The following is a 19,090-nucleotide window of genomic DNA, read 5'->3' on the forward strand; positions in this document are numbered from 1 at the left end:
GCCTCGATCATGAGGACAGGTCCCGTCCCACCGCGAACAGCCCCGCGGCCAGGGCAAGGATCCCCCAGCCGACGGCACTCACCAGGGCGGCGGTCTCGAGTTCGGAGGTCGGCCAGGCCAGCACGCCCAGCGGGGCGGTGACCGGCCCGCGGAAGCGGGTGGCGTCCAGCAGCGGTTCGAACGCGCCGCAGCCGCCCAGGGCGAGCAGCGCGCCCGTCGACCCGCGCAGCAGGGTGCCGACGCCCACGCCGACGGCGCCCGCCGCGCACACGGTGACGGCGACGACCCCGTAGGCCGCGGCGACGTCGGCCGGCCGGTCGAGATGCATGCCGGGCCCGCCGTGGCGGACGGCGCCGACGACGAGCCAGCCGGCGAACAGCGCCGCGCTCAGGACCAGGCCGACCGCGGCGACGGTGAGGTACTGGGCGATCGTGATCCGGCGGCGCCCCGGAACGGCGAGGAACGCCAGGGCCGCCGTCCGGTGGCGGTACTCCTGCGCGACGATGAGGACACCGAACGCCATCACCGTGTAGGCGGTGAACAGCCCCGAGCGCGACCGCAGCCCGTTCCAGGCCGCCTGCGCGTTCTGGCCGGCCCACAGCATCGGCGGCACGTGCAGGATCACCATCGCCGTCAGGGCGACCGGCTGCCAGCGGCTGCTCGCGACCTTGAACAGCTCGGTACGCACCAGCAGGCCCACCCCGGCCTGTCGTCCGGGCATCTCAGCGGGCACCCTGCGGTGACACCGCCGGGCCGGGTCCCGCCGACCCGGCGGCGTCGCCGGGGTGGGTCAGCGCGAAGTAGATCTCCTCCAGGTCTTGGCCGTGCGTGTGCAGTTCGACGAGCGCGATCCCGTGCCGGGCGGCGATCCGGCCGACCTGCTCGGCCGTCCCGGCAGGCAGCCGCAGCTCGTCGCGCTCGACGCCGCTGGGGACCAGACCCTGCTCCGCGAGCAGGCCGGCCAGGCGCGCCGCCTCGGGGGTGCGCACCTCGACGTGCCCGCCGCCCAGCCGGTCCACGGGCGCGTCGAGCACGACGCGACCCCGGCTGATGATCACGATGTGGTCGACGGTCTGGCTGACCTCGGCGAGGACGTGGCTGGACAGCAGCGCGGTGCGCCCCTGCGCCGCCCACGACCGCAGGAACCCCCGTAACCACCGGACGCCCTGCGGGTCCAGGCCGCCGGTCGGCTCGTCGAGGATGAGCAGCGCGGGATCGCCGAGCAGGGCCGCGGCGAGCGCCAGGCGGCCCCGCATACCGAGGGAGAACCCGCCGGTCGGACGGTCCGCGGCGGCGTCCAGGCCGACCGTCGCCAGGACCTCGTCCACCCGGCGCCGGCCGACGCGCAGCGGCATCGCCAGGGCGCGCAGGTGGTCACGGGCGCTGCGGCCGGGATGCGACGCGTTGTCCAGCACCGCGCCGACCCTGCGAGCGGGATGATCGAGGTCACGGTAGGCGCGACCGAACACCAGGGCCGCACCGGAGGTCGGGGCCACCAGGCCCAGCAGGGCGCGCAGCGTCGTCGTCTTCCCGGAGCCGTTCGGGCCGAGGAAGCCGGTGACGTCGCCCTCGCGAACCGCGAAGCTGATCGTCCGCACGGCGTGGTGCGACCCGTATCGCTTGGTCAGGCGGTCTACCTGGACGACGGCGGTGACGGGAGCCTCCCGGCGGATCGTCCGATCGCGGCGGTCTCTACGGTAACCGCTCGCTGCCCCTGCCCTACCGTTGGGCTGCCCCGGAACGGGTGGATCCGGGCGGGGCGGGTACGTGCCGCGGGATGGACGCCAGCAGCTCGACGAGCTGGTTCCGCTGCGCCGCGGTGAGATGCCGGGTGAAGCCGGCCACCGTCTCCGCCCGCCGCCGGCGGCCGACGGCGAGCGCCTCCCGGCCCGCCGGGGTGAGCGCCAGCAGCACCGCCCGCCGGTCGGTGGGATGCGAGCGGCGCGCCACCAGACCGTCCGACTCCAGACCGTCCACCGTCTCGGTCATCGTCCGGGGCGCCACCGCGACCGCGTCCGCGAGGTCGCGCAGCCGGCACGGACCGGTGTCCGCAAGCAGCTGCAGGACCTTGAACCGGCGCAGGGTCAGCCCGACGCTCGCCCGCAACGCCTCGTCGACCGCGTGCCGCACCTGGTGGCCGGCGGCCAGCAACAGGTTCACGACCTCGTCGCCGGTGTCCGGTGGCGGCATCCGGGCGTCCTCCTCGTCTACGGTGGCGGTGGCGTTATCTTAGGCTGGTACTCCTCATAGTGAGGGTACCTCGTCAATGAAGGAGTCCCCGTGGATGCCCTCGCCTGCCTCATGACGCGTCGCACCGCGACCCGACTCGTCGAACCCGGGCCGACGACCGAGCAGCTCGCCGTCCTGCTCAGCGCCGCCACCACGGCGCCCGACCACAAGATGCTGCGGCCGTGGCGGTTCGTCGTCGTGCGCGGCGACGCGCGCTCCACCCTCGCCGGCGCCATCGCCGCGGCGGCGCAGGCCGTCGGCACCCTGCCCGAACCGGTCGTGCGCAAGGCCGCCGGCAAGGCCACCCGCTCCCCGGCGCTCATCGCCGTCGTCGCGGCCCGCGTCGAGTCGAAGGTGCCCGTCGCCGAGCAGGACGCCTCCGCCGCCGCCGCGGCGCAGAACATCTGCCTGGCCGCCCACGCCCTGGGCCTCGCCTCGGCCTGGAAGTCGGTCCCGCTGCCGGACAGTGCGCAGGTCCGGGCGGCCTTCGGGCTGGCCGAGGGCGAGGAGCTGGTCGGCTGGGTCGAGCTCGGCACGCAGGCCGAGGCCGTGCCGCTGCCTCCCCGGCCCGCGGTCCCGCTCGACCAGGTCGCCGCCGAGCTGGCCGTGGACGGGGCCCTGCGGCCCGTCGTCGCGGCCGTCCCCGACCAGGCCGCGGCGACTGCCGGGGCGGCGCGGCCGATCGGTTCGGCGAGCCCTGGCCCGGTCGGGTAGATGGCCGCGATCCGCGTGCCGCGCCCCGCCGACCAGCGGACGGTCGTCGCCGTCGTCTTCGTGGCGACGATGTTTCTCGCGATCATGGACGCGACGATCGTCAACGTGGCGCTGCCGTCGATCGCCACCGATCTGGGAACCGGCACCGACTCCATCGACACGGTCGTGACCAGCTACCTGGTCAGCCTCGCGGTGGTCATCCCAGCGTCGGGCTGGCTCGCGGACCGTTTCGGCGCCCGGCGGGTCTTCCTCGCCGCCCTGACCGTGTTCACCGTTGCGTCCGCGCTGTGCGCCACCGCGGGCGACGTCGGGCAGCTCGTCGGCTGGCGGATCCTGCAGGGCGTCGGCGGCGGCCTGCTCACCCCGGTGGGCACGACGATGCTCTACCGGGTCTACCCGCCGCAGCAGCGCGCCCGCGCGGCCCGCGTCATGATGATCCCGACCGCGGTCGCCCCGGCGCTCGGCCCGGTGCTCGGCGGCCTGCTCACCGACGGCCTGTCGTGGCACTGGGTGTTCCTCGTCAACGTGCCGCTCGGGCTGGCCACGCTGCTGTACGGGCTGGTGTTCCTCGCCGACGTCCCCGCGACGGCGGCGCGCGGGTTCGACCTCGTCGGCTTCCTGCTCGCCGCGGGTGGGCTGGCCGGCATCCTGTACGCCGTGTCGACCGGCCCGTCCCACGGATGGGGATCGCCCGCGGTGCTCCTCACCGGCGCCGCCGGCCTGGTGGCGACCGCCGCGATGATCTACTGGGAGACGCGGGTGCCGCACCCCGTCCTCGCCCTGGAGATCATGAAGAACCGGATCTTCCGGATGAGCAACCTCGTCATGACCTTCGGCGTGATGGCCTTCATGGCCCTGCTCTACCTGGTGCCGCTGCTCGCCCAGGCGATCGAGGGCGCCAGCTCCACCAGGGCCGGGCTCCTGGTCTTTCCCGAGGCCGTCGGCGTCATGATCGGTTCGCAGGTCGCCGGCTCGCTCTACCCTCGGATCGGGCCACGGCGACTGCTCGCCGGCGGTCTGGCCGCGGCCGCCGTGACCATCGGGCTGTTCGCCGCGGTGACCATCTCGGCGTCGCCGTGGACGCTGCGCACGCTGATGTTCCTCGCCGGTTTCGCCATGTCGTTCGTCTTCCTGTCGACCCAGACGGCAGCCTTCGCGACCATCACCCCGATGCGCACCGGCGACGCCTCGGCGCTGTTCAACGCCCAGCGGCAGCTCGCCTCCGCGTTCGGCGTCGCGCTCGTGGCCACCGTTCTGGCGCTGCCCGACGCGGGCTCCGCCGCAGCCGGCGCGTTCGCGCGACGTTGGGTCTTCCTCGTCCCCGCGACGCTCGCGTTGGTGGGTGCGGTGCTTGCGTTGTTCATCCGTGACGCGGATGCCTCCGCGACGATGCGCAGCGTTGCCCAACGGGTTCCCACCTCGCCGGGAACGGGCCCGGACGGCCCAGTTCCCGCCAAGTTGCCCCGGCGGGAGCGGGAGGCTACCTAAGCTGGACCGGGGGCCTTGGTCGGCCGGGCCCGAAACCGGGTATGACTCGGCTCCCGACCTGCGACGGGAGGTTCGCCGTGAGTGGTGCGCAAGCACCGGGACGGCACGGGTCCGCCCGCCCGCGTCCGGGGTACGGCCGTCGGCCGCCACCCCGTTCGAGCTCGGGTCGGCTCGGTCTGGCCGTGATGGGCGGCCTGCTGCTCGCGGTTGTGGTCGGCTGCTCGGAGTCCTCCGGCTCGACGGGTGAGGGCGTCGCAGCCCGGTCGGACACCTCGGTCACGGCCAGCCCCTTCCCACCGGACCGGGGCACGTCGGCCGCGTCCACCGCGACCCCGGCGGCTGCCGGGGGCGCCACCGAGACGGCGAGCGCCGCGCCCGACGGCGTCACGTCCGGCGGTGGTTCGTCCGGCGCGTCCGGGGCTGCGGGCTCGGCTGGGGCCGGGGGCGCGGCTGGTTCTGGAGGTTCGGCTGGTTCTGGGGGCGCGGGTTCGGCCGGTGCGGGTGCGGGTGCGGCGCCGGCGGCGCCCGGGGCGAGCCCCGCCCCCGGCGCGGCCGGCGGGGGCGGCGGTGCTGCCGCGGCGACGATGGTCCCGACTCCGCAGCCGTCGGCGGTGTTCCTCGGTGAGGCGTGCGCGCCCGGCCGCAACAAGGCCCCGGCGACGGCCGTCAACGGTCTGGTGCTCTACTGCGTCCCGGATGATGGTGCAGGGTCCTCCGCCGGTGGTGCAGGGACCTCCGCCGGTGGTGCCGGGTCCTCCGCCGGTGGCCGGTGGTCCACCGAGCCGCCGACGTCGTCGGTCCAGCCGCCGCCGGAGGAGGGCGGGTCGTGCCAGCAGGCGGACGTCGGCCGGGTCCTGCGAGACTCCGCCGGGCGGCCCGTGTCCTGCCTGCGGGACCCGAACGGCCTACTGAGCTGGTCGGACGTCTCCTGAGCGGCTGGGCTTCGTGAGCGGCTGGGCTTCCTGAGCGGCTGAGGCCTTCTGAGCGGCCGGGGCCTCCTGGGCGGCTGAGCTGGTCGGACGTCTCCTGCGACCGCGGCGGGGCCGGGTCGGCTCGCGCTCAGCGCCGGTGGCGGGCCCGGCGGGTGGTGAGGGCCTCCGCCAGCGACCAGGCGCCGGGCAGCACGAGCGCGGCGAACACGGTCGCCCACGCCCAGGGATGGTCGGCGAGGTAGGGAACCGCGTCGTCCTCCAGCCAGTCGAACAGCCGGTCGTGCAGCACCGGGAACACCCCCGCCGCCGCGATCACCGCGATCAGTCCGGCGGCGAGCACGGCCAGCCCGCCGGGCACCCGTCGCCAGCTCGTCAGTCCGACCATCAGCAGCCCGAGCAGGGCGATGAGGAGGCCCAGTCCCCCGACCGCGCCGGAACTGACCAGACCACCGGCGACCCCCAGGAGCACCAGCGCCGCCCCCAGCCCGATCACCACCCGCCGCCGACCGTGGGAGACGTCCCGGACCAGCTCGTAGGCCAGCCGCGCCGCCGTGCGCACCACGAACGCCGCCGGTCGCAGGGGCCGCGGCAGGATCCGCATCGTGGCAGTCCAGGCGGCGATCACGGCGATGATCTGGACCAGGGCGGTGACGAGGATCGGGCCCTGTGCCCGGTCGGTGATGCGTTCCGCCGGGACCTGGCAGGCCCGTAGAACGCCGTCCACCTCTCGCGGCGCGAGCATTCCCGGTGCCACCGGCACCCCGCTGAGGCCCGGCGGCCGTGGCGGGGCTGACGGCCGCTGCGGGGGCGACGGCCCTGAGGCGGCGGGCATGGCGGGTGGCGGCTCCTGCGTGGTTGCCGGCGCCGCCATGGCCCGCCGCCCTGTTGGAGACTGTTTCTCTGCCGTGGCCCGCTGTTCTGCCGTGGCCGTCTCTGCCGTGGCCGTCTCTGGTGTGGCCTGCTCTGCGGTGGTCCGCTGCGAGGCCGCGACCCGGGCGGCTGCGGCCGCCGCCAGCGAGATCACCTCCGCTCCGGTGGAGGCACCCGCCCTCGTTCCGTCGGTGCTTCCGGCCGGGGAGGGGCTGGTCGGTGGGGGGCTGGCGGGTGGGGGGCTGGCCGGTTCGGGGGCGAGAGCGAGGTCGACGGCGGCGAGGAAGTCGGCGGTGGGTCGCGGATCGAGGCCGGAGTCGTTGTCCTGGCGGACGGCCCGGGCAAGGCCGACGAGCTCCTTGGCCGCGATGTCCCGCTGGAGGCCGGCGGCCACCCAGGTGGCCGTGACCGGCAGGCTGGGCGGAACCGGCGCGTCCGGATCGGTGAGGAAGGCCAGTTCGTCGAGCGCGTCCTGGGGGACGGGGGTGCCCGCGACCTCGGCGAGGTCGTCGACGAGCGCGACCAGCCAGCCCCGCCGGGCGAGCGTCGCGGTGCCGGCGAGCCGCCCCTCGCCGGCACCGCCGCCCGGGTCGGCCGGGGGCCCGGGGGGGACGGCGAGGTCCCGGCGCAGCACGAGGCGGCGCGGGTCGAGCAGGATGCGCACGAGCCAGCCGGCGCCGTCGAGCCGACCCCACATCCAGTCGTTGGCCCGCCACGAAGATTTCGCGAAGGCGCCGAAGTTGCCCAGTTGCAGGCCCGTGACCTTGTCTTCGGCGAGGCGGCGGGTGGGATCGAGGGCGGTCGGAAGGTCGGCGCTGATCTGGACGAGCTCGACCGGCTGGTCCAGCACGACGCCGGTCGTGGCGCGTTCGACCAGGTGCAGATCGAGCAGGGCGATCAGTGCGTCCGCACCGGTCGTCGGCAGGTAGTGGACGAAGTCGGTGAGCGTGCGGGCGGCGAGCGCCCGGCGCTGCCCGACGCTGAGCCCCGCCGGCTGGATCCTGGACCCCGCGGGGGGTGGCGTGTGCGGGGTCCAGCGACGGACGAGGGCGGCGATCTCGCCACGCAGCTCGGCGACGACCGGAGCGAGGGACGCCCACCCGGACCCCGGCTGGGCCGAGCCGCCGGGATCCGCTGGACCGCCGTGACCCGCCGGACCGCCGTGACCCGCCGGACCGCTCGGACCTGCTGCCTCTGCTGCATCGGCCGTTCCTGCGGGATCGGAGCGCAGCCACCGGCGGGTCGCCTCCTCGAGGACGTCGAGCAGCGGGGCCCCGGGCATCGCGGCGAGGGTCTCGCTGACCGTCGTGAACACCCCCGGGCGCGGCGATGAGGTGTAGAGCGATGCGGGCCCGCGCGCGTCCGCGATTCTCGACGCGGCCGCGCCCCCCTCTCCGCGGCCGGGTCCGGTGGGACTCGGCGGGCTGCCGCCGGACGCGGCCAGGGCGGCGTCGTGGACGGCGGCGGCGAGCTGGGCGAGGCGGGCCCGCTCGACCGGCTCGGGGCACAGCACGTACCCCTCGTTGATCATGGAGACGAGAATGCCCCGGACACCGTCGAGCGCGGGCTGGCCGAGCCGCCACAGCTCGTCGAGGTCCCCGACGCCCGGTAGCCGGCCGGGCAACGTCGTCAGGACGGCGCCGACGGCGGCGTTGGTCATCTGGGCCCGGCCCGCGGCGTCGGTGCGCAGCGCATCGGCGTCCGGCGGGCGCGGGAGGTCCGAGCGGTCGGTGAGCACGCGCAGCAGCGCCTCGATGACCGGCACCGCGATCTGTTCGGCCACCGCGCGCCGGTAGGCGTCGTAGACGCTGTCGTCGGCCAGCCGGGCCGAGCCCGCCGGAGCCAGCCGCAGCAGGCGCCGGCGGCCGGCCCGAGCTCCGCGGACGGCCTCGTTGTGCTCGCGCAGTGCGGCGAGGTCCGTGCCGATCGACTGGTTCAGGGCCGCGCCGAGCGCCCCCAGCAGGGTGCCGCTCACGGACGGCAGCGGCGGCGCCGGCGGGGCGTCGCTCGCCCGCTCCAGCTCGTGCCGTGTTCCGCGGAACAGTCGTGCTCCGCGGGCCGGTCGCGTCCCGCGGGCCGGTCGTGTTCCGCGGGCCGGTCGTGTTCCGCGGAACAGTCCAGGTCTGCGTGTCTCGTGCGTTCCGGGAGGCTGGTGCGTTCCGGGGAGCTGGTGCGTTCCGGGATGCTGGTGCGCCCCGGCTGTCTGGTGCACCGCGGTGAGCTGGCCCGTTCCGGGGGCGTGCCGACCGCCGGGGTGAGCGTCGGGCGTCGACGAGGTCGGGCGGGGGGACGGCACGACGTAGGTCAGCACCCGGCGGACCTGGCGTTCGGCGGGGCGGTCGAAGACGGCCGCCAGCGCCGGGCCGATCGGCCGGTTCACGAGGATCCCGCCGTCGGAGGCGTGGAAGGAGCGGGCGGCGTTGACGAAGCGCGCCATGTCGGGGTGGGCGTCGTCGACGGCGTGACCGACCGGCACGTAGGCCGGCTCGAACGCGCCCGGGAACGCGGAACTGGCCCGGGCGGAGAGCGCCAGGCGGGGGATCGCCGCGGGATCGGTGAGGTCCGGGGTGCCGAACACGAACAGGCCCCGGTAGTCGACGTCGTACATCGTGCCGCCGAGGGAGTCGGTGTGTTCGGCGACCTCGCCCCGAAGGATCGTCGTCGTCACGAACACCGAGGTCGGCCGGGCGGCGGCGGACTGCTGCGGCGCGGCCGTCCCGGCCACGGCGGCGAGGGCGGTGTGCAGGGCGGGCAGCACGGCGGCGTCCCCCCGCAGCAGCGACGGGTACGCCTTCTCGTTCGGGGTGCGCATGAGCGTGTCCAGCGAGCCCAGCGACAGCCACAGCTCGCGCAGTGGGGAGAGGTCGCCGTCACGGGCGTTCGCGAAGCCGAGCATGGTCGCGTTGATCCCACCGGCGGAGGCGCCGGCGAGCACGTCCACGCTGAGCTCGACATCCAGAATGGCCGCGAGCCGTGCGTACCGGGCGGCGACCGCGGCGTCGGCATCGTCGGCGCGGCTGCGCCCGGGGCTGGTGGCCAGGTTGATCTCGGTGGCGACTCCACCCATCCACACGGCGAGGCTGGCACCACCGGTCATGACGACCGCAAGCCGCACTTCCTGGGTCGCCTCGTCACGCATGGTGGCAAGGGTAGACGTGCCGGACATCGCCCGATCCGTGCTTGTCGCGGTCGGTGCGAATTGGTGGGGCCGTCTACCGCGTCGCCCTACTTGTCAACGGGTTACTCGCGGGTAGCATGGGAACACCGTACTCACGAGTAGCAAGCCGGTCCCGGCCGTGCGCGCCGCCCGGCGCTCCCGGAAAGGAGCCGTTCATGGGCCACTACCGGAGCAACCTGCGGGATCTCGAGTTCAACCTTTTCGAGGTGTTCGGCGTCGATCGCACGCTCGGCACCGCTCCGTTCGAGGAGATGGACGCCGAGACCGCGCACGAGGTGCTCGCCGAGCTGGAGCACCTGGCCACCGGCCCGGTCGCGGAGTCGTTCGCCGACGCGGACCGTCATCCGCCGACGCTCGACCCGGCCACCGGCACGGTCACCCTGCCCGAGTCCTTCAAACGTTCCTACCTGACGGTCCAGGACGGCGAGTGGTGGCGGCTGTTCGTCCCGACGGACCTCGGCGGGCTCGGCGCCTCGCCGACGGTCGCGTGGGCCGCCGCGGAGCTGCTGCTCGGGGCGAACCCGGCCGTGTTCATGTACATGGCCGGCCCGACCTTCGCGGCGATCCTGCACCGGCTGGGCAACGAGTGGCAGCGCACGCTCGCCGGTTACGCCATCGAGCGGCACTGGGGCGCGACGATGGTGCTCACCGAGCCGGACGCCGGGTCCGACGTCGGCGCCGGCCGGACCCGGGCGGTCGAGCAGCCCGACGGGACCTGGCACATCGAGGGCGTCAAGCGCTTCATCACCAGCGGCGACTGGGATGTTCCGGAGAACATCATCCACCTCGTGCTCGCCCGGCCGGAGGGGCACGGCCCGGGCACCAAGGGCCTGTCGATGTTCGTCGTGCCGAAGTTCATGCCGGATCCGGCGACCGGAGAGCCCGGTGAGCGCAACGGCGTGTACGTCACCAACATCGAGAAGAAGATGGGCCTGAAGGTCTCCGCGACCTGCGAGCTGAGCTTCGGCGAGCGGACCCCGGCGGTCGGCTGGCTGGTCGGCGACGTGCACGAGGGCATCGCGCAGATGTTCCAGGTCATCGAGTACGCCCGGATGATGGTCGGCACGAAGGCCATCGCCACGCTGTCGTCGGGCTACCTCAACGCGCTCGACTTCGCCCGGACCCGGGTACAGGGCGCCGATCTCACCCGGTCCACCGACAAGACCGCACCCCGCGTGGAGATCATCAACCATCCCGACGTCCGCCGGATGCTCATGCTGCAGAAGGCCTACGCCGAGGGCATGCGTTCGCTGGTGCTGTACACGGCGACGTTCCAGGACCGGGTGGCCCAGGCGGCGGCGCGCGGCGGGAACGACGAGCTCGCGGTCCGGATCAACGACCTGCTGTTGCCGATCGTCAAGGGCGTCGGCTCCGAGCGGTCCTACGAGCTGCTCTCGACCTCGTTGCAGATCTTCGGGGGCTCCGGCTACCTGCAGGACTACCCGATCGAGCAGTACATCCGGGACGCCAAGATCGACACTCTCTACGAGGGCACCACCTCGATCCAGGGTCAGGACCTGTTCTTCCGGAAGATCGTCCGGGATCGCGGACAGGCGCTGACCGCCGTGCTGGGGGAGATCCAGACCTTCGTGAAGGCGGAGGCCGGCAACGGCGCGCTGCAGTACGAGCGGGAGGTGCTCGGGGCGGCGCTGGACGACGTCCAGGCGATGGTGGGTTCGATGGTCGGCTACCTCACCGCCGCCGCCGACGACGCCCGGCAGGTCTACAAGGTGGGCCTGAACTCCACCCGCCTGCTGCTCAGCATCGGCGACGTGCTCATCGGCTGGCTGCTGCTGCGGGGTGCCGAGGCGGCGCTGCGCGCTCTCGACGAGGCGGGCACCGGCCAGGGCCCGGCCGGCGGCCACCAGGGCACGGCCTTCTACCAGGGCAAGGTTGCTGCCGGTCGGTGGTTCGCGGCGAACGTGCTGCCCGAGCTCAAGGCGCGCCGGGCCGTGGCCGAGTCGACGGGGCTCGGGCTCATGGATCTCCCGGCGGAGGCGTTCTGATCCCCGGTCCTCCACCGGGCCCGGTCATCTGGGGGTTGCCACGGATCGCGGAAGGTCTCACGCGATCCGTGGCAATTGCTGTCTCGGCGAGGTTGTATTGGGCGGATCCGCGGGTAGATGGGGCGGCATGGGAATCCCGTTGAGCCTCGCCTTCTTCGCCCTCGGCGCCATCCTCGCCTTCGCCGTCCGCTCCGATCCCTCCGGCCTCGACCTCGACATGGTCGGCCTCATCATGATGCTCGTCAGCGCAGTCGGTCTCGGTATCACGCTGTACCAGAGCCAGTGGCGCCGCAAGATCGTCGAGGAGTCGGTGGAGAGCGGCGTGCCGACGCCGATCTCGGTCGACGACACGGTCCTGGTCGACCCGGTCACCCCGGTCGAGGCGCCGCGCCGGCGTGAGCCGGGCCTGACGCTCGAGGAGGACCGCAAGCTGAACTCCGCGCGCCACCCGGAGGCGGACCCCGAGCCGCAGCCTGTCGTGCACGTGGGCACCGAGGAGCGTTCCGCGTCGCGGCGGTGAGCTCCCACCCTCTGCCGGCCCGTCTGCCTGGCCGGCCGTCCGGCCGCCCGACCCGCCTCCCCGAACGACCCGTGAACCCGGGTTCGGGGAACCGGGCTCCGGGCGGCCTGGTCGTCCGGGTCTGCGTCAGGACGTGCGCAGCGGGGGGAAGGCCTGATCCAGCTCGTTGCGCATGTCCCGCTTCAGCAGGTCGTCGGTGTCCGAGGAGGACTGCCCCTCCAGGAGGAACCGGGCCACCCGGAGCGTGAGGTCGACCCGTTCGGCCAGGTTCAGCGTGCCGGTGAACCGGCCGCTGGAGTTGGCGGAGGTCAGAACCTTGGCGACGAACTCGTCCGCGGCCTGAAGTGCCTCCACTCGCGTCATGGTTCCACCTCTTTGTGCCGGAAGCCGGTCAGAGGCGCAACCGTACCAGGGGGCCGACTGTGCGCCGTTGTGCGCCCCTCTCGCGTGCTTTGTGGCGAGCTGGTGGATCCGATGAGTCGATCACGACCAGGCGAGGGCGAGCGTGGGATCCGTCAGCACCGCGCCGACATCCGACAGCACCGCCGCACCCAGTTCCCCGTCGACGATGCGGTGATCGAAGGACAGGGCGAGCTGCACCACCGTACGGACCGTGAGCTGACCGTCGTGGACCCAGGGCGTGGGACGGATCGAACCCAGAGCAAGGATGGCGGCCTCCGGCGGGTTCAGGATCGGTGTTCCGACGTCGACGCCGAGCACCCCCACGTTGGTGATGGTGATGGTCCCGCCGCGAAGATCCGCCGGGTCGAGCCGGTCCGCCCGCGCCGAGCCGGTGAGCCCCGCCAGCGCCCGCGCGAGGCCGACGAGATCGAGTCGGCCGGCGTCGGGGATGTTCGGCACGACGAGCCCGCGCGGCCCCGCCACGGCGATGCCCAGGTTCACCCGGTCTGGGACCTGGATCTCCGCCCGACCCGCGCCGCCGTCCTCGACCCAGCGGGAATTGATCATCGGATGCCGACGCACGGCGACGAGCAGGGCCTTGGCGACGAACAGCAGCGGGGTGACCTTGATGCCGTCGAACTCCGGCAGCGCCGCCACGCGCTCGCGGGCGGCCATGGTGGCGGTCACGTCGACGCTGAGGAACTCGGTGACGTGCGGCGCGGCGGTGACGCTGGCCACCATGGCCTGCGCCATCGAGCGCCGCACCCCGACGACGGGCACGTGCCAGGCGCCGGTCGCGGGGGAGAAGGCCGCGTCGGCCGGGACCGCGCCGATCCGCCGGTGGCCGGGCGGCGCCGCCTTCGGCCCGGCGGGCAGGTCCGAGACGGTGCGCCAGTCCGGCGCGGTGGGCAGTCCCGGTGCGGTGGGCGCGTTCGGTGCGGTCGGCGACGCCGGGGTCGCCGTGGGTGCCCCTTGGGCGGTGGTGCGCACGGCGGCCTGGACGTCGTCCCGGCTGATCGTGCCGTCGGGGCCGGTGCCGGCGATCCCGGCGAGGTCGACACCGAGGTCGCGAGCCAGCTTGCGGACGGGTGGCTTGGCGAGCACCGAGGGCTTGGCGAGCGCGGCGGGCGTGGCGAGTGCCGCGGGCACGCCGGGCGTGGTGGGCGCAGCGGGCGTGGTGGGCGTGGCGAGAGCCGGGGGGGTGGTGAGCACCGCGTCGTCCACCCGTGGTGGTCCGCCTGCGCGGGCGGGTCCCGGGGCGGCCTGGCGGCGGGGGCTGCGGCGACGTTGCTGACCCTGGCGCGGCCCGTAGCCGACGAGCACCGGCATGCGTTCGCCGGCACCGCCGTCGCGGGAGGCCGGCAGCCGTCCACCGCCCGCCGCGCCGCCGGTGGATCCGGAGGCGGCCGCCGCCGGTTCGGGGGCCGCGTCCACGGGCTCGGGCTGCCCGCTATCGGCCGTCCGGACCGTCAGCAGCGGTGCGCCGACGGCCAGGGTGCTGCCCGCCTCGCCGTGGATCTCCACCAGGATCCCGGCAAACGGACTCGGGATCTCGACGACCGCCTTGGCGGTCTCGACCTCCACGAGCGGCTGGTTCACCGTGACGGAGTCGCCGACCTGGACGAGCCAGCGGACGATGTCCGCGTCGGTCAGACCCTCGCCCAGGTCAGGGAGCCGGAACTGTCGCTGCGCCACGAGGAACCCCAGTTCGGATAGTGCGGGCGGGTCAGTAGCCGAAGGATCGGTCCACCGCGTCGAGGATGCGGTCGACGTCGGGCAGGTAGTGGTCCTCGAGGCGGGCGGGCGGGTAGGGGGTGTCGAACCCGGTGACCCGCAGCACCGGCGCCTCCAGCGAGTAGAACGCCTGCTCGGTGACGCGGGCGGCGACCTCCGCGGAGACCGAGACGTTCGACGGCGCCTCGTGCACCACGACCAGCCGCCCGGTCCGCCGCACGGAGGCGAGCACCGGCTCGAGGTCGAGGGGGGACAACGAGCGCAGGTCGACGACCTCCAGCGACCGGCCGTCGTCGGCCGCGCTGACCTCGGCGGCATCCAGGCAGGTCCGCACCGTCGGGCCGTAGCCGACCAGGGTCGCGTCGGTGCCCGCGCGCACCACCACGCTGCTGTGCAGGCCGAGGGTCCCGTCCGGGGACACCTCGCCCGGTGGACGGGGGTCCACCACCGCCTTCTCCCAGTACCGTCGCTTCGGCTCCAGGAAGATGACCGGGTCGTCGGAGCGGATCGCCTGCTGGATCATCTGGTGGGCGTCGACCGGGTTCGAGCAGGCGACGACCTTCAGCCCCGCGGTGTGGCAGAAGTACGCCTCCGGAGACTCGCTGTGGTGTTCGACGGCGCCGATGCCGCCGCCGAACGGGATGCGGATCGTCACCGGCAGCCTGATCCGCCCGCCGGAGCGATAGTGCAGCTTCGCGAGCTGGCTGACGATCTGGTCGAACGCGGGATAGACGAAGCCGTCGAACTGGATCTCGCAGACGGGCCGGTAGCCGCGCATGGCCAGCCCGATCGCGGTCCCGACGATCGCCGACTCGGCCAGCGGCGTGTCGATGACCCGGGCCTCGCCGAACTCCTTCTGCAGGCCGTCGGTCACCCGGAAGACGCCGCCGAGGGTGCCCACGTCCTCGCCCATCACGACCACCTTGGGGTCCGCCGCCATCGCCGAGCGCAGGCCCAGGTTCAACGCCCTCGCGAGCGTGATCGGCGCGGGGGCGGCGGGCTCGTCGGTCCGCTCCCCCCCGACCTCGGCGGGCTGCTCGCCGGTGATGACAGCCCCGCTGGTCACCACGCCTCCCCGGACATGTGCGTTCCCTCTGGTGCGTGCGTTCCCTCTGGTCCGTGCGTATCGCCCGCCACGAGTCCACCCTTCATGTCGAGCCCATCCCTCACTCCGAGCCCATCCCTCACTCCGAGCCCATCCCGCGTGCGAGCCCTTCCCGCGTGCCGAGCCCGTCCCGCGTGCCGAGCCGATCCTGCCGGTCGGGCCGGTCGTCCGTCCCTCCGTCACTCGGATCGAGCGTCGCGGCGAACGCCGAACGCTGCTGCGCCACCAGCCCATTCTCGGTGACCTGCACATGGTCGAACAGGCTGGTCGGATCCGGGTCGAGCATCGCCGTGCAGCGGTTGCGCAGCTCATGGGCGAAGGCGTCGGCCTCGAGGGCCAGATGTCGGTCACGCTCCTCACCGAGCAGGCCACAGGCCGCGAGATGGGCCCGCATCCGGTCCAGGGGATCACGCCGACTCCACGCCTCGAGCTCGACCGGCGACCTGTAACGGGTGGGGTCGTCGGCGGTCGTGTGCGCGCCCATCCGGTACGTCACCGCCTCGACGAGCACCGGCCCGCGGCCGGCCCGCGCGGTCGCCAGCGCCCACCGGGACACGGCGAGGCACGCCAGCACGTCGTTGCCGTCGACGCGCACGCTGGGGAAGCCGAATCCCGCCGCCCGGTGGAAGATCTCGGTCCGGGTCTGCCGGCGGGTCGGCTCCGAGATGGCCCACTGGTTGTTCTGGCAGAAGAACACCAGCGGGGCGCGGTACACGCTCGCCCAGCCGAACGCCTCGTTGACGTCGCCCTCGCTGGACGCACCGTCGCCGAAGTAGGCGATCGCGGCGCCGGCCGAGCGGTCCCAGGCCATCCCCATCGCGTAGCCGGTGGCGTGCAGCGTCTGTGAACCGACGACGATCGAGTAGAGGGCGAAGCCATGCGTGGCCGGATCCCAGCCACCGAGGTTGACGCCGCGGAAGATGGCCAGGACCGCCGCCGGGTCGACGCCGCGGCACCAGGCCACCCCGTGCTCGCGGTAGGACGGGAAGGCCATGTCGTCGGGTCCGAGCGCCCGCCCGGACCCGACCTGCGCGGCTTCCTGGCCGCGCAGGCTCGCCCACAACCCGAGCTCGCCCTGGCGCTGCAGGCTGGTTGCCTCCTCGTCCATGCGCCGGACCAGCACCATGTCCCGGTACAGGCCGAACAGCTCGTCGTCGGTGAGGTCGGCGACGTACGCGGGCAGGTCGATGTCGACGGCGGTGAGCTCCCCGTCAAGCGACCCGGCTTCCGGGCCCGCTGCCGACGGTGCGTCTGCCAGCCGGTCGAGCGCCGCGGCGGGCGGCGCGTCCGGTTCGGGAGTCCTGGCCCGGGACGCGACGGTGATCCGATGACCGGTCGGAGTGAGTAGCTGCATGAGCTCCGTCACACTCGGCAACGATAGACCTCAGACGGAGGCCGGCAACCCGATCTGCGAGTCCGCCGCGCGGATGGTCCGGCCGCCCCGCTCAGTGCCGGGGTTCCGGGTCGGTACGGTGTCGCGGTGACGAGTGCGCAGGACGTGCCCCGCCCGCCGGCCCGCCGCGACATCGGGAAGGTCGGCGTCTGGAGCGGGCAGTTCGACTTCTCTCCGGCCGGCGTCGTCCGGGAGGCCATCGCCGAGCTGGACGAGCTCGGCTACCCCACCCTGTGGACGGGTGAGGTCAAGGGCCGGGAGGTCCTGGTCACCGCGAGCCTCGCCCTCGCAGCCACCTCGCGGATCACGATCGCGACCGGGATCGCGCAGATCCTCGCCCGCAATCCGCTGACGATGACCGCCGCCCAGCTCGCCCTCGCGGAGGCGTTCCCCGGCCGCTTCCTGCTCGGGCTGGGCGTCTCCCACGCCGAGCTGATGCACATCCGAGGCGCCCCCTACACCCGCCCGCTCGCGCAGATGGCGGCCTACCTCGACGAGATGGACCTGATGGCCGCCGAGCAGTACCGGGCGGTGGCGCCGGTCGAGCCCCCGCCGCGGGTCCTCGCCGCGCTGGGGCCGAAGATGCTGGGTCTCGCCCGCGATCGCGCCGACGGCGCGCACACCTACTTCGTCCCGCCGGAGCACACCGCGGCGGCTCGCGAGATCCTCGGCCCGGACAAGCTGCTCGTCCCCGAGCAGGCGTTCGTCCTGCACGACGACCCCGAACAGGCCCGGGAGCTGGCACGCCGGCACACCGGGTCCTACCTGCGGCTGCCGAACTACACCTCGAACCTGCGCCGGTTCGGGTTCGACGACGACGATCTCGCCGGCGCGGGCTCCGACCGCCTGGTCGACACGATCGTCCCCTGGGGCGACGCCGACGTCCTGCTCGGCCGGATCTCCGAGCATCTCGACGCCGGGGCCGACCAGGTCGCCGTGCAGGTCCTGGACTTCGACCGGCGCGGGCTACCCCGTCGGCAGTGGCGCGAGCTGGCCCCGGCGCTGTCGACCCTGTGACTGCTGCCAGCCTCCGACTACCACCAGCCTCCGACCGCTGCCGGTGGTGTGACCGCCGTCAGCTCCCGGTCTCGGCTGGTTACCCTGTCCCGGCTGTCGGTCCGGTGACGTCCGCTGGCCCGGCGCGGCGAGGTCGGCGAGGCTTGCCGGACGGGGTCGTCGGACGGAGGAACGCGGCATGGGCGGGCGTGGGGCGTTCGCGCGGCGGTTGACCGGGCACCGGTCGGGAGCCGCGGGGCTGGCCCTCGGCACGGCCGGAGTCCTGCTGGTCGGGCTCGTCGCCTGCTCGATGCCCTACGGCCACGACGCGGATCGGACTCCCGCGCCGAGCGGGGCGACGGCCGCGGCCGCCCGTCCGGGTGGGAGCGGTTCTCCGGCGGCCTCGGGGGCGACGGCCGGGGGCAGCGGTTCGGCCGGCGGCTCCGGCCCGGTCGGCAACGGCCCGCGCCGGCCGACGGGGCAGCCCATCACGATCGCGTTCGGCGGTGACATCCACTTCGCCGGCACGCCCGGCCAGCGTCTCGCGGCCGATCCGGCCACGGCGATCGGGCCGATCTCGGCGACGCTGTCCGCCGCGGACCTCGCCGTCGCGAACCTGGAAACCGCGGTGACCGACGGCGGCACCCCGGCGCCGAAGGAGTTCACCTTCCGTGCCCCGCCCACCGCGTTCGACGCGGTGCGCGCCGCCGGCATCGACGTCGTGACCATGGCGAACAACCACGGCATGGACTACGGCCTGGCCGGGCTGCAGGACTCGCTGCGCAACGCCCGTAACGCCCATTTCCCGGTCATCGGCATCGGCGAGGACGACACAAGCGCCTTCACCCCGTACACGACGACGGTGAAGGGGCAGCGTATCGCCGTCATCGGGGCGACCCAGGTACTCGACGACCAGCTCGTCCCCGCCTGGACCGCCGGGCCGCACAAGCCCGGCCTCGCCTCGGCGAAGGAGGTCGACAAACTGGTCGCCGCCGTGCGGGCGGCGCGGGCGCGGGCCGACACGGTCGTCGTGTTCCTGCACTGGGGGGTCGAACAGCAGCAGTGCCCGAGCGACGCGCAGCGATCCCTGGTCCCCCGGCTCACCGCGGCCGGGGCGGACGTCGTCGTCGGCAGCCACGCCCACGTCCTGCTCGGGGCGGGGTGGACCAGCGACGGCGTCTACGTCGACTACGGCCTGGGAAACTTCGTCTTCTACTCCTCCGGGACCGGCCGCAACACCGAGTCCGGGGTGCTGCGCCTGACCGTGGCCGGCCGGGCGGTCACCGACGCAACCTGGGTGCCCGCCCGGATCGTGGGGGGCGCGCCGCGGCCGCTGAGCGGCGGCGCCGGCAGTCAGGCACTCGCCGCCTGGAACGCCCTGCGCGCCTGCACCGGCCTCGCGGCCACCGCCCCCTGAGGCTTCGCCCCTCGTCGGCTCGCCCGTCAATGGCTCGCCGATCGATGGCTCGCCGATCGATGGCCCGACCCGAGCTGGATCGAGTCCTGCCAGTTCGGTCCGTGCT

At 74.0% G+C, this 19,090-nt stretch carries 15 protein-coding genes; 7 read left to right on the forward strand and 8 right to left on the reverse strand.

From position 1 onward, the window contains the following. Nucleotides 1-7 precede the first annotated feature (7 nt). From FRAAL_RS00285 to FRAAL_RS00295, 3 genes are all read right to left on the reverse strand, one after another. Nucleotides 8-721, reverse strand: coding sequence for an ABC transporter permease (locus tag FRAAL_RS00285; RefSeq protein ID WP_041938601.1), 714 nt, complete (start codon nucleotides 719-721; stop codon nucleotides 8-10). A 1-nt stretch (nucleotide 722) separates the two neighbouring features. Beyond that, a complete protein-coding gene (locus FRAAL_RS00290; RefSeq protein ID WP_011601328.1) occupies nucleotides 723-1,598 on the reverse strand; it encodes an ATP-binding cassette domain-containing protein in 876 nt (291 codons plus the stop codon). 121 nt (nucleotides 1,599-1,719) lie between these two features. Further along, on the reverse strand, nucleotides 1,720-2,190 hold the full coding sequence (locus tag FRAAL_RS00295) for a MarR family winged helix-turn-helix transcriptional regulator (RefSeq protein WP_011601329.1): 471 nt from the start codon (nucleotides 2,188-2,190) through the stop codon (nucleotides 1,720-1,722). 90 nt (nucleotides 2,191-2,280) lie between these two features. On the opposite strand from FRAAL_RS00295, the gene FRAAL_RS00300 reads away from it, so the two are divergent. The 3 genes from FRAAL_RS00300 to FRAAL_RS00310 all read left to right on the forward strand — a co-directional run bounded on the left by FRAAL_RS00300 (nucleotide 2,281) and on the right by FRAAL_RS00310 (nucleotide 5,363). Further along, nucleotides 2,281-2,943, forward strand: a complete 663-nt coding sequence (locus FRAAL_RS00300; RefSeq protein WP_011601330.1) for a nitroreductase family protein — start codon at nucleotides 2,281-2,283, stop codon at nucleotides 2,941-2,943. Continuing rightward, nucleotides 2,944-4,431, forward strand: coding sequence for a DHA2 family efflux MFS transporter permease subunit (locus FRAAL_RS00305; RefSeq protein ID WP_011601331.1), 1,488 nt, complete (start codon nucleotides 2,944-2,946; stop codon nucleotides 4,429-4,431). It begins immediately after the preceding gene. Between the two features lie 77 nt (nucleotides 4,432-4,508). Continuing rightward, the gene (locus tag FRAAL_RS00310; RefSeq protein ID WP_157891935.1) at nucleotides 4,509-5,363 is read left to right on the forward strand and encodes a hypothetical protein; all 855 of its coding nucleotides are present in this window, start codon (nucleotides 4,509-4,511) and stop codon (nucleotides 5,361-5,363) included. A gap of 127 nt (nucleotides 5,364-5,490) precedes the next feature. Here FRAAL_RS00310 and FRAAL_RS00315 read toward each other — a convergent pair whose 3' ends face one another. Beyond that, complete coding sequence (locus tag FRAAL_RS00315; RefSeq protein WP_011601334.1) at nucleotides 5,491-9,399, reverse strand: patatin-like protein; 3,909 nt, start codon at nucleotides 9,397-9,399, stop codon at nucleotides 5,491-5,493. Between the two features lie 167 nt (nucleotides 9,400-9,566). Between FRAAL_RS00315 and FRAAL_RS00320 the strand changes: the two genes are divergently transcribed. After that, on the forward strand, nucleotides 9,567-11,417 hold the full coding sequence (locus FRAAL_RS00320) for an acyl-CoA dehydrogenase (protein ID WP_041938602.1): 1,851 nt from the start codon (nucleotides 9,567-9,569) through the stop codon (nucleotides 11,415-11,417). Between the two features lie 127 nt (nucleotides 11,418-11,544). Next, nucleotides 11,545-11,937 carry a DUF6458 family protein gene (locus tag FRAAL_RS00325; RefSeq protein ID WP_041938603.1) on the forward strand — a complete coding sequence of 131 codons (393 nt, stop codon included), beginning with the start codon at nucleotides 11,545-11,547 and terminating at the stop codon, nucleotides 11,935-11,937. 126 nt (nucleotides 11,938-12,063) lie between these two features. On the opposite strand, the gene FRAAL_RS00330 is transcribed toward FRAAL_RS00325, so the two are convergent. The 4 genes from FRAAL_RS00330 to pdhA form a co-directional block, all read right to left on the reverse strand. After that, nucleotides 12,064-12,300 (reverse strand): hypothetical protein, encoded by a 237-nt coding sequence (locus FRAAL_RS00330; protein WP_009741405.1) that lies wholly within the window; start codon nucleotides 12,298-12,300, stop codon nucleotides 12,064-12,066. Nucleotides 12,301-12,420: 120 nt separating this feature from the next. Further along, a complete protein-coding gene (locus FRAAL_RS00335) occupies nucleotides 12,421-14,034 on the reverse strand; it encodes a dihydrolipoamide acetyltransferase family protein (protein WP_011601337.1) in 1,614 nt (537 codons plus the stop codon). Between the two features lie 31 nt (nucleotides 14,035-14,065). After that, nucleotides 14,066-15,139, reverse strand: a complete 1,074-nt coding sequence (locus FRAAL_RS00340; RefSeq protein ID WP_011601338.1) for an alpha-ketoacid dehydrogenase subunit beta — start codon at nucleotides 15,137-15,139, stop codon at nucleotides 14,066-14,068. A 118-nt stretch (nucleotides 15,140-15,257) separates the two neighbouring features. Then, nucleotides 15,258-16,532 (reverse strand): pyruvate dehydrogenase (acetyl-transferring) E1 component subunit alpha, encoded by a 1,275-nt coding sequence (pdhA, locus tag FRAAL_RS00345; protein WP_041940013.1) that lies wholly within the window; start codon nucleotides 16,530-16,532, stop codon nucleotides 15,258-15,260. A 126-nt stretch (nucleotides 16,533-16,658) separates the two neighbouring features. Between pdhA and FRAAL_RS00350 the strand changes: the two genes are divergently transcribed. Beyond that, a complete protein-coding gene (locus FRAAL_RS00350; RefSeq protein ID WP_011601340.1) occupies nucleotides 16,659-17,588 on the forward strand; it encodes an LLM class F420-dependent oxidoreductase in 930 nt (309 codons plus the stop codon). A gap of 178 nt (nucleotides 17,589-17,766) precedes the next feature. Beyond that, nucleotides 17,767-18,984 (forward strand): CapA family protein, encoded by a 1,218-nt coding sequence (locus tag FRAAL_RS00355; protein WP_011601341.1) that lies wholly within the window; start codon nucleotides 17,767-17,769, stop codon nucleotides 18,982-18,984. Nucleotides 18,985-19,090: the final 106 nt, after the last annotated feature.

It is taken from the genome of Frankia alni ACN14a, assembly GCF_000058485.1.
Taxonomy (GTDB): domain Bacteria; phylum Actinomycetota; class Actinomycetes; order Frankiales; family Frankiaceae; genus Frankia; species Frankia alni.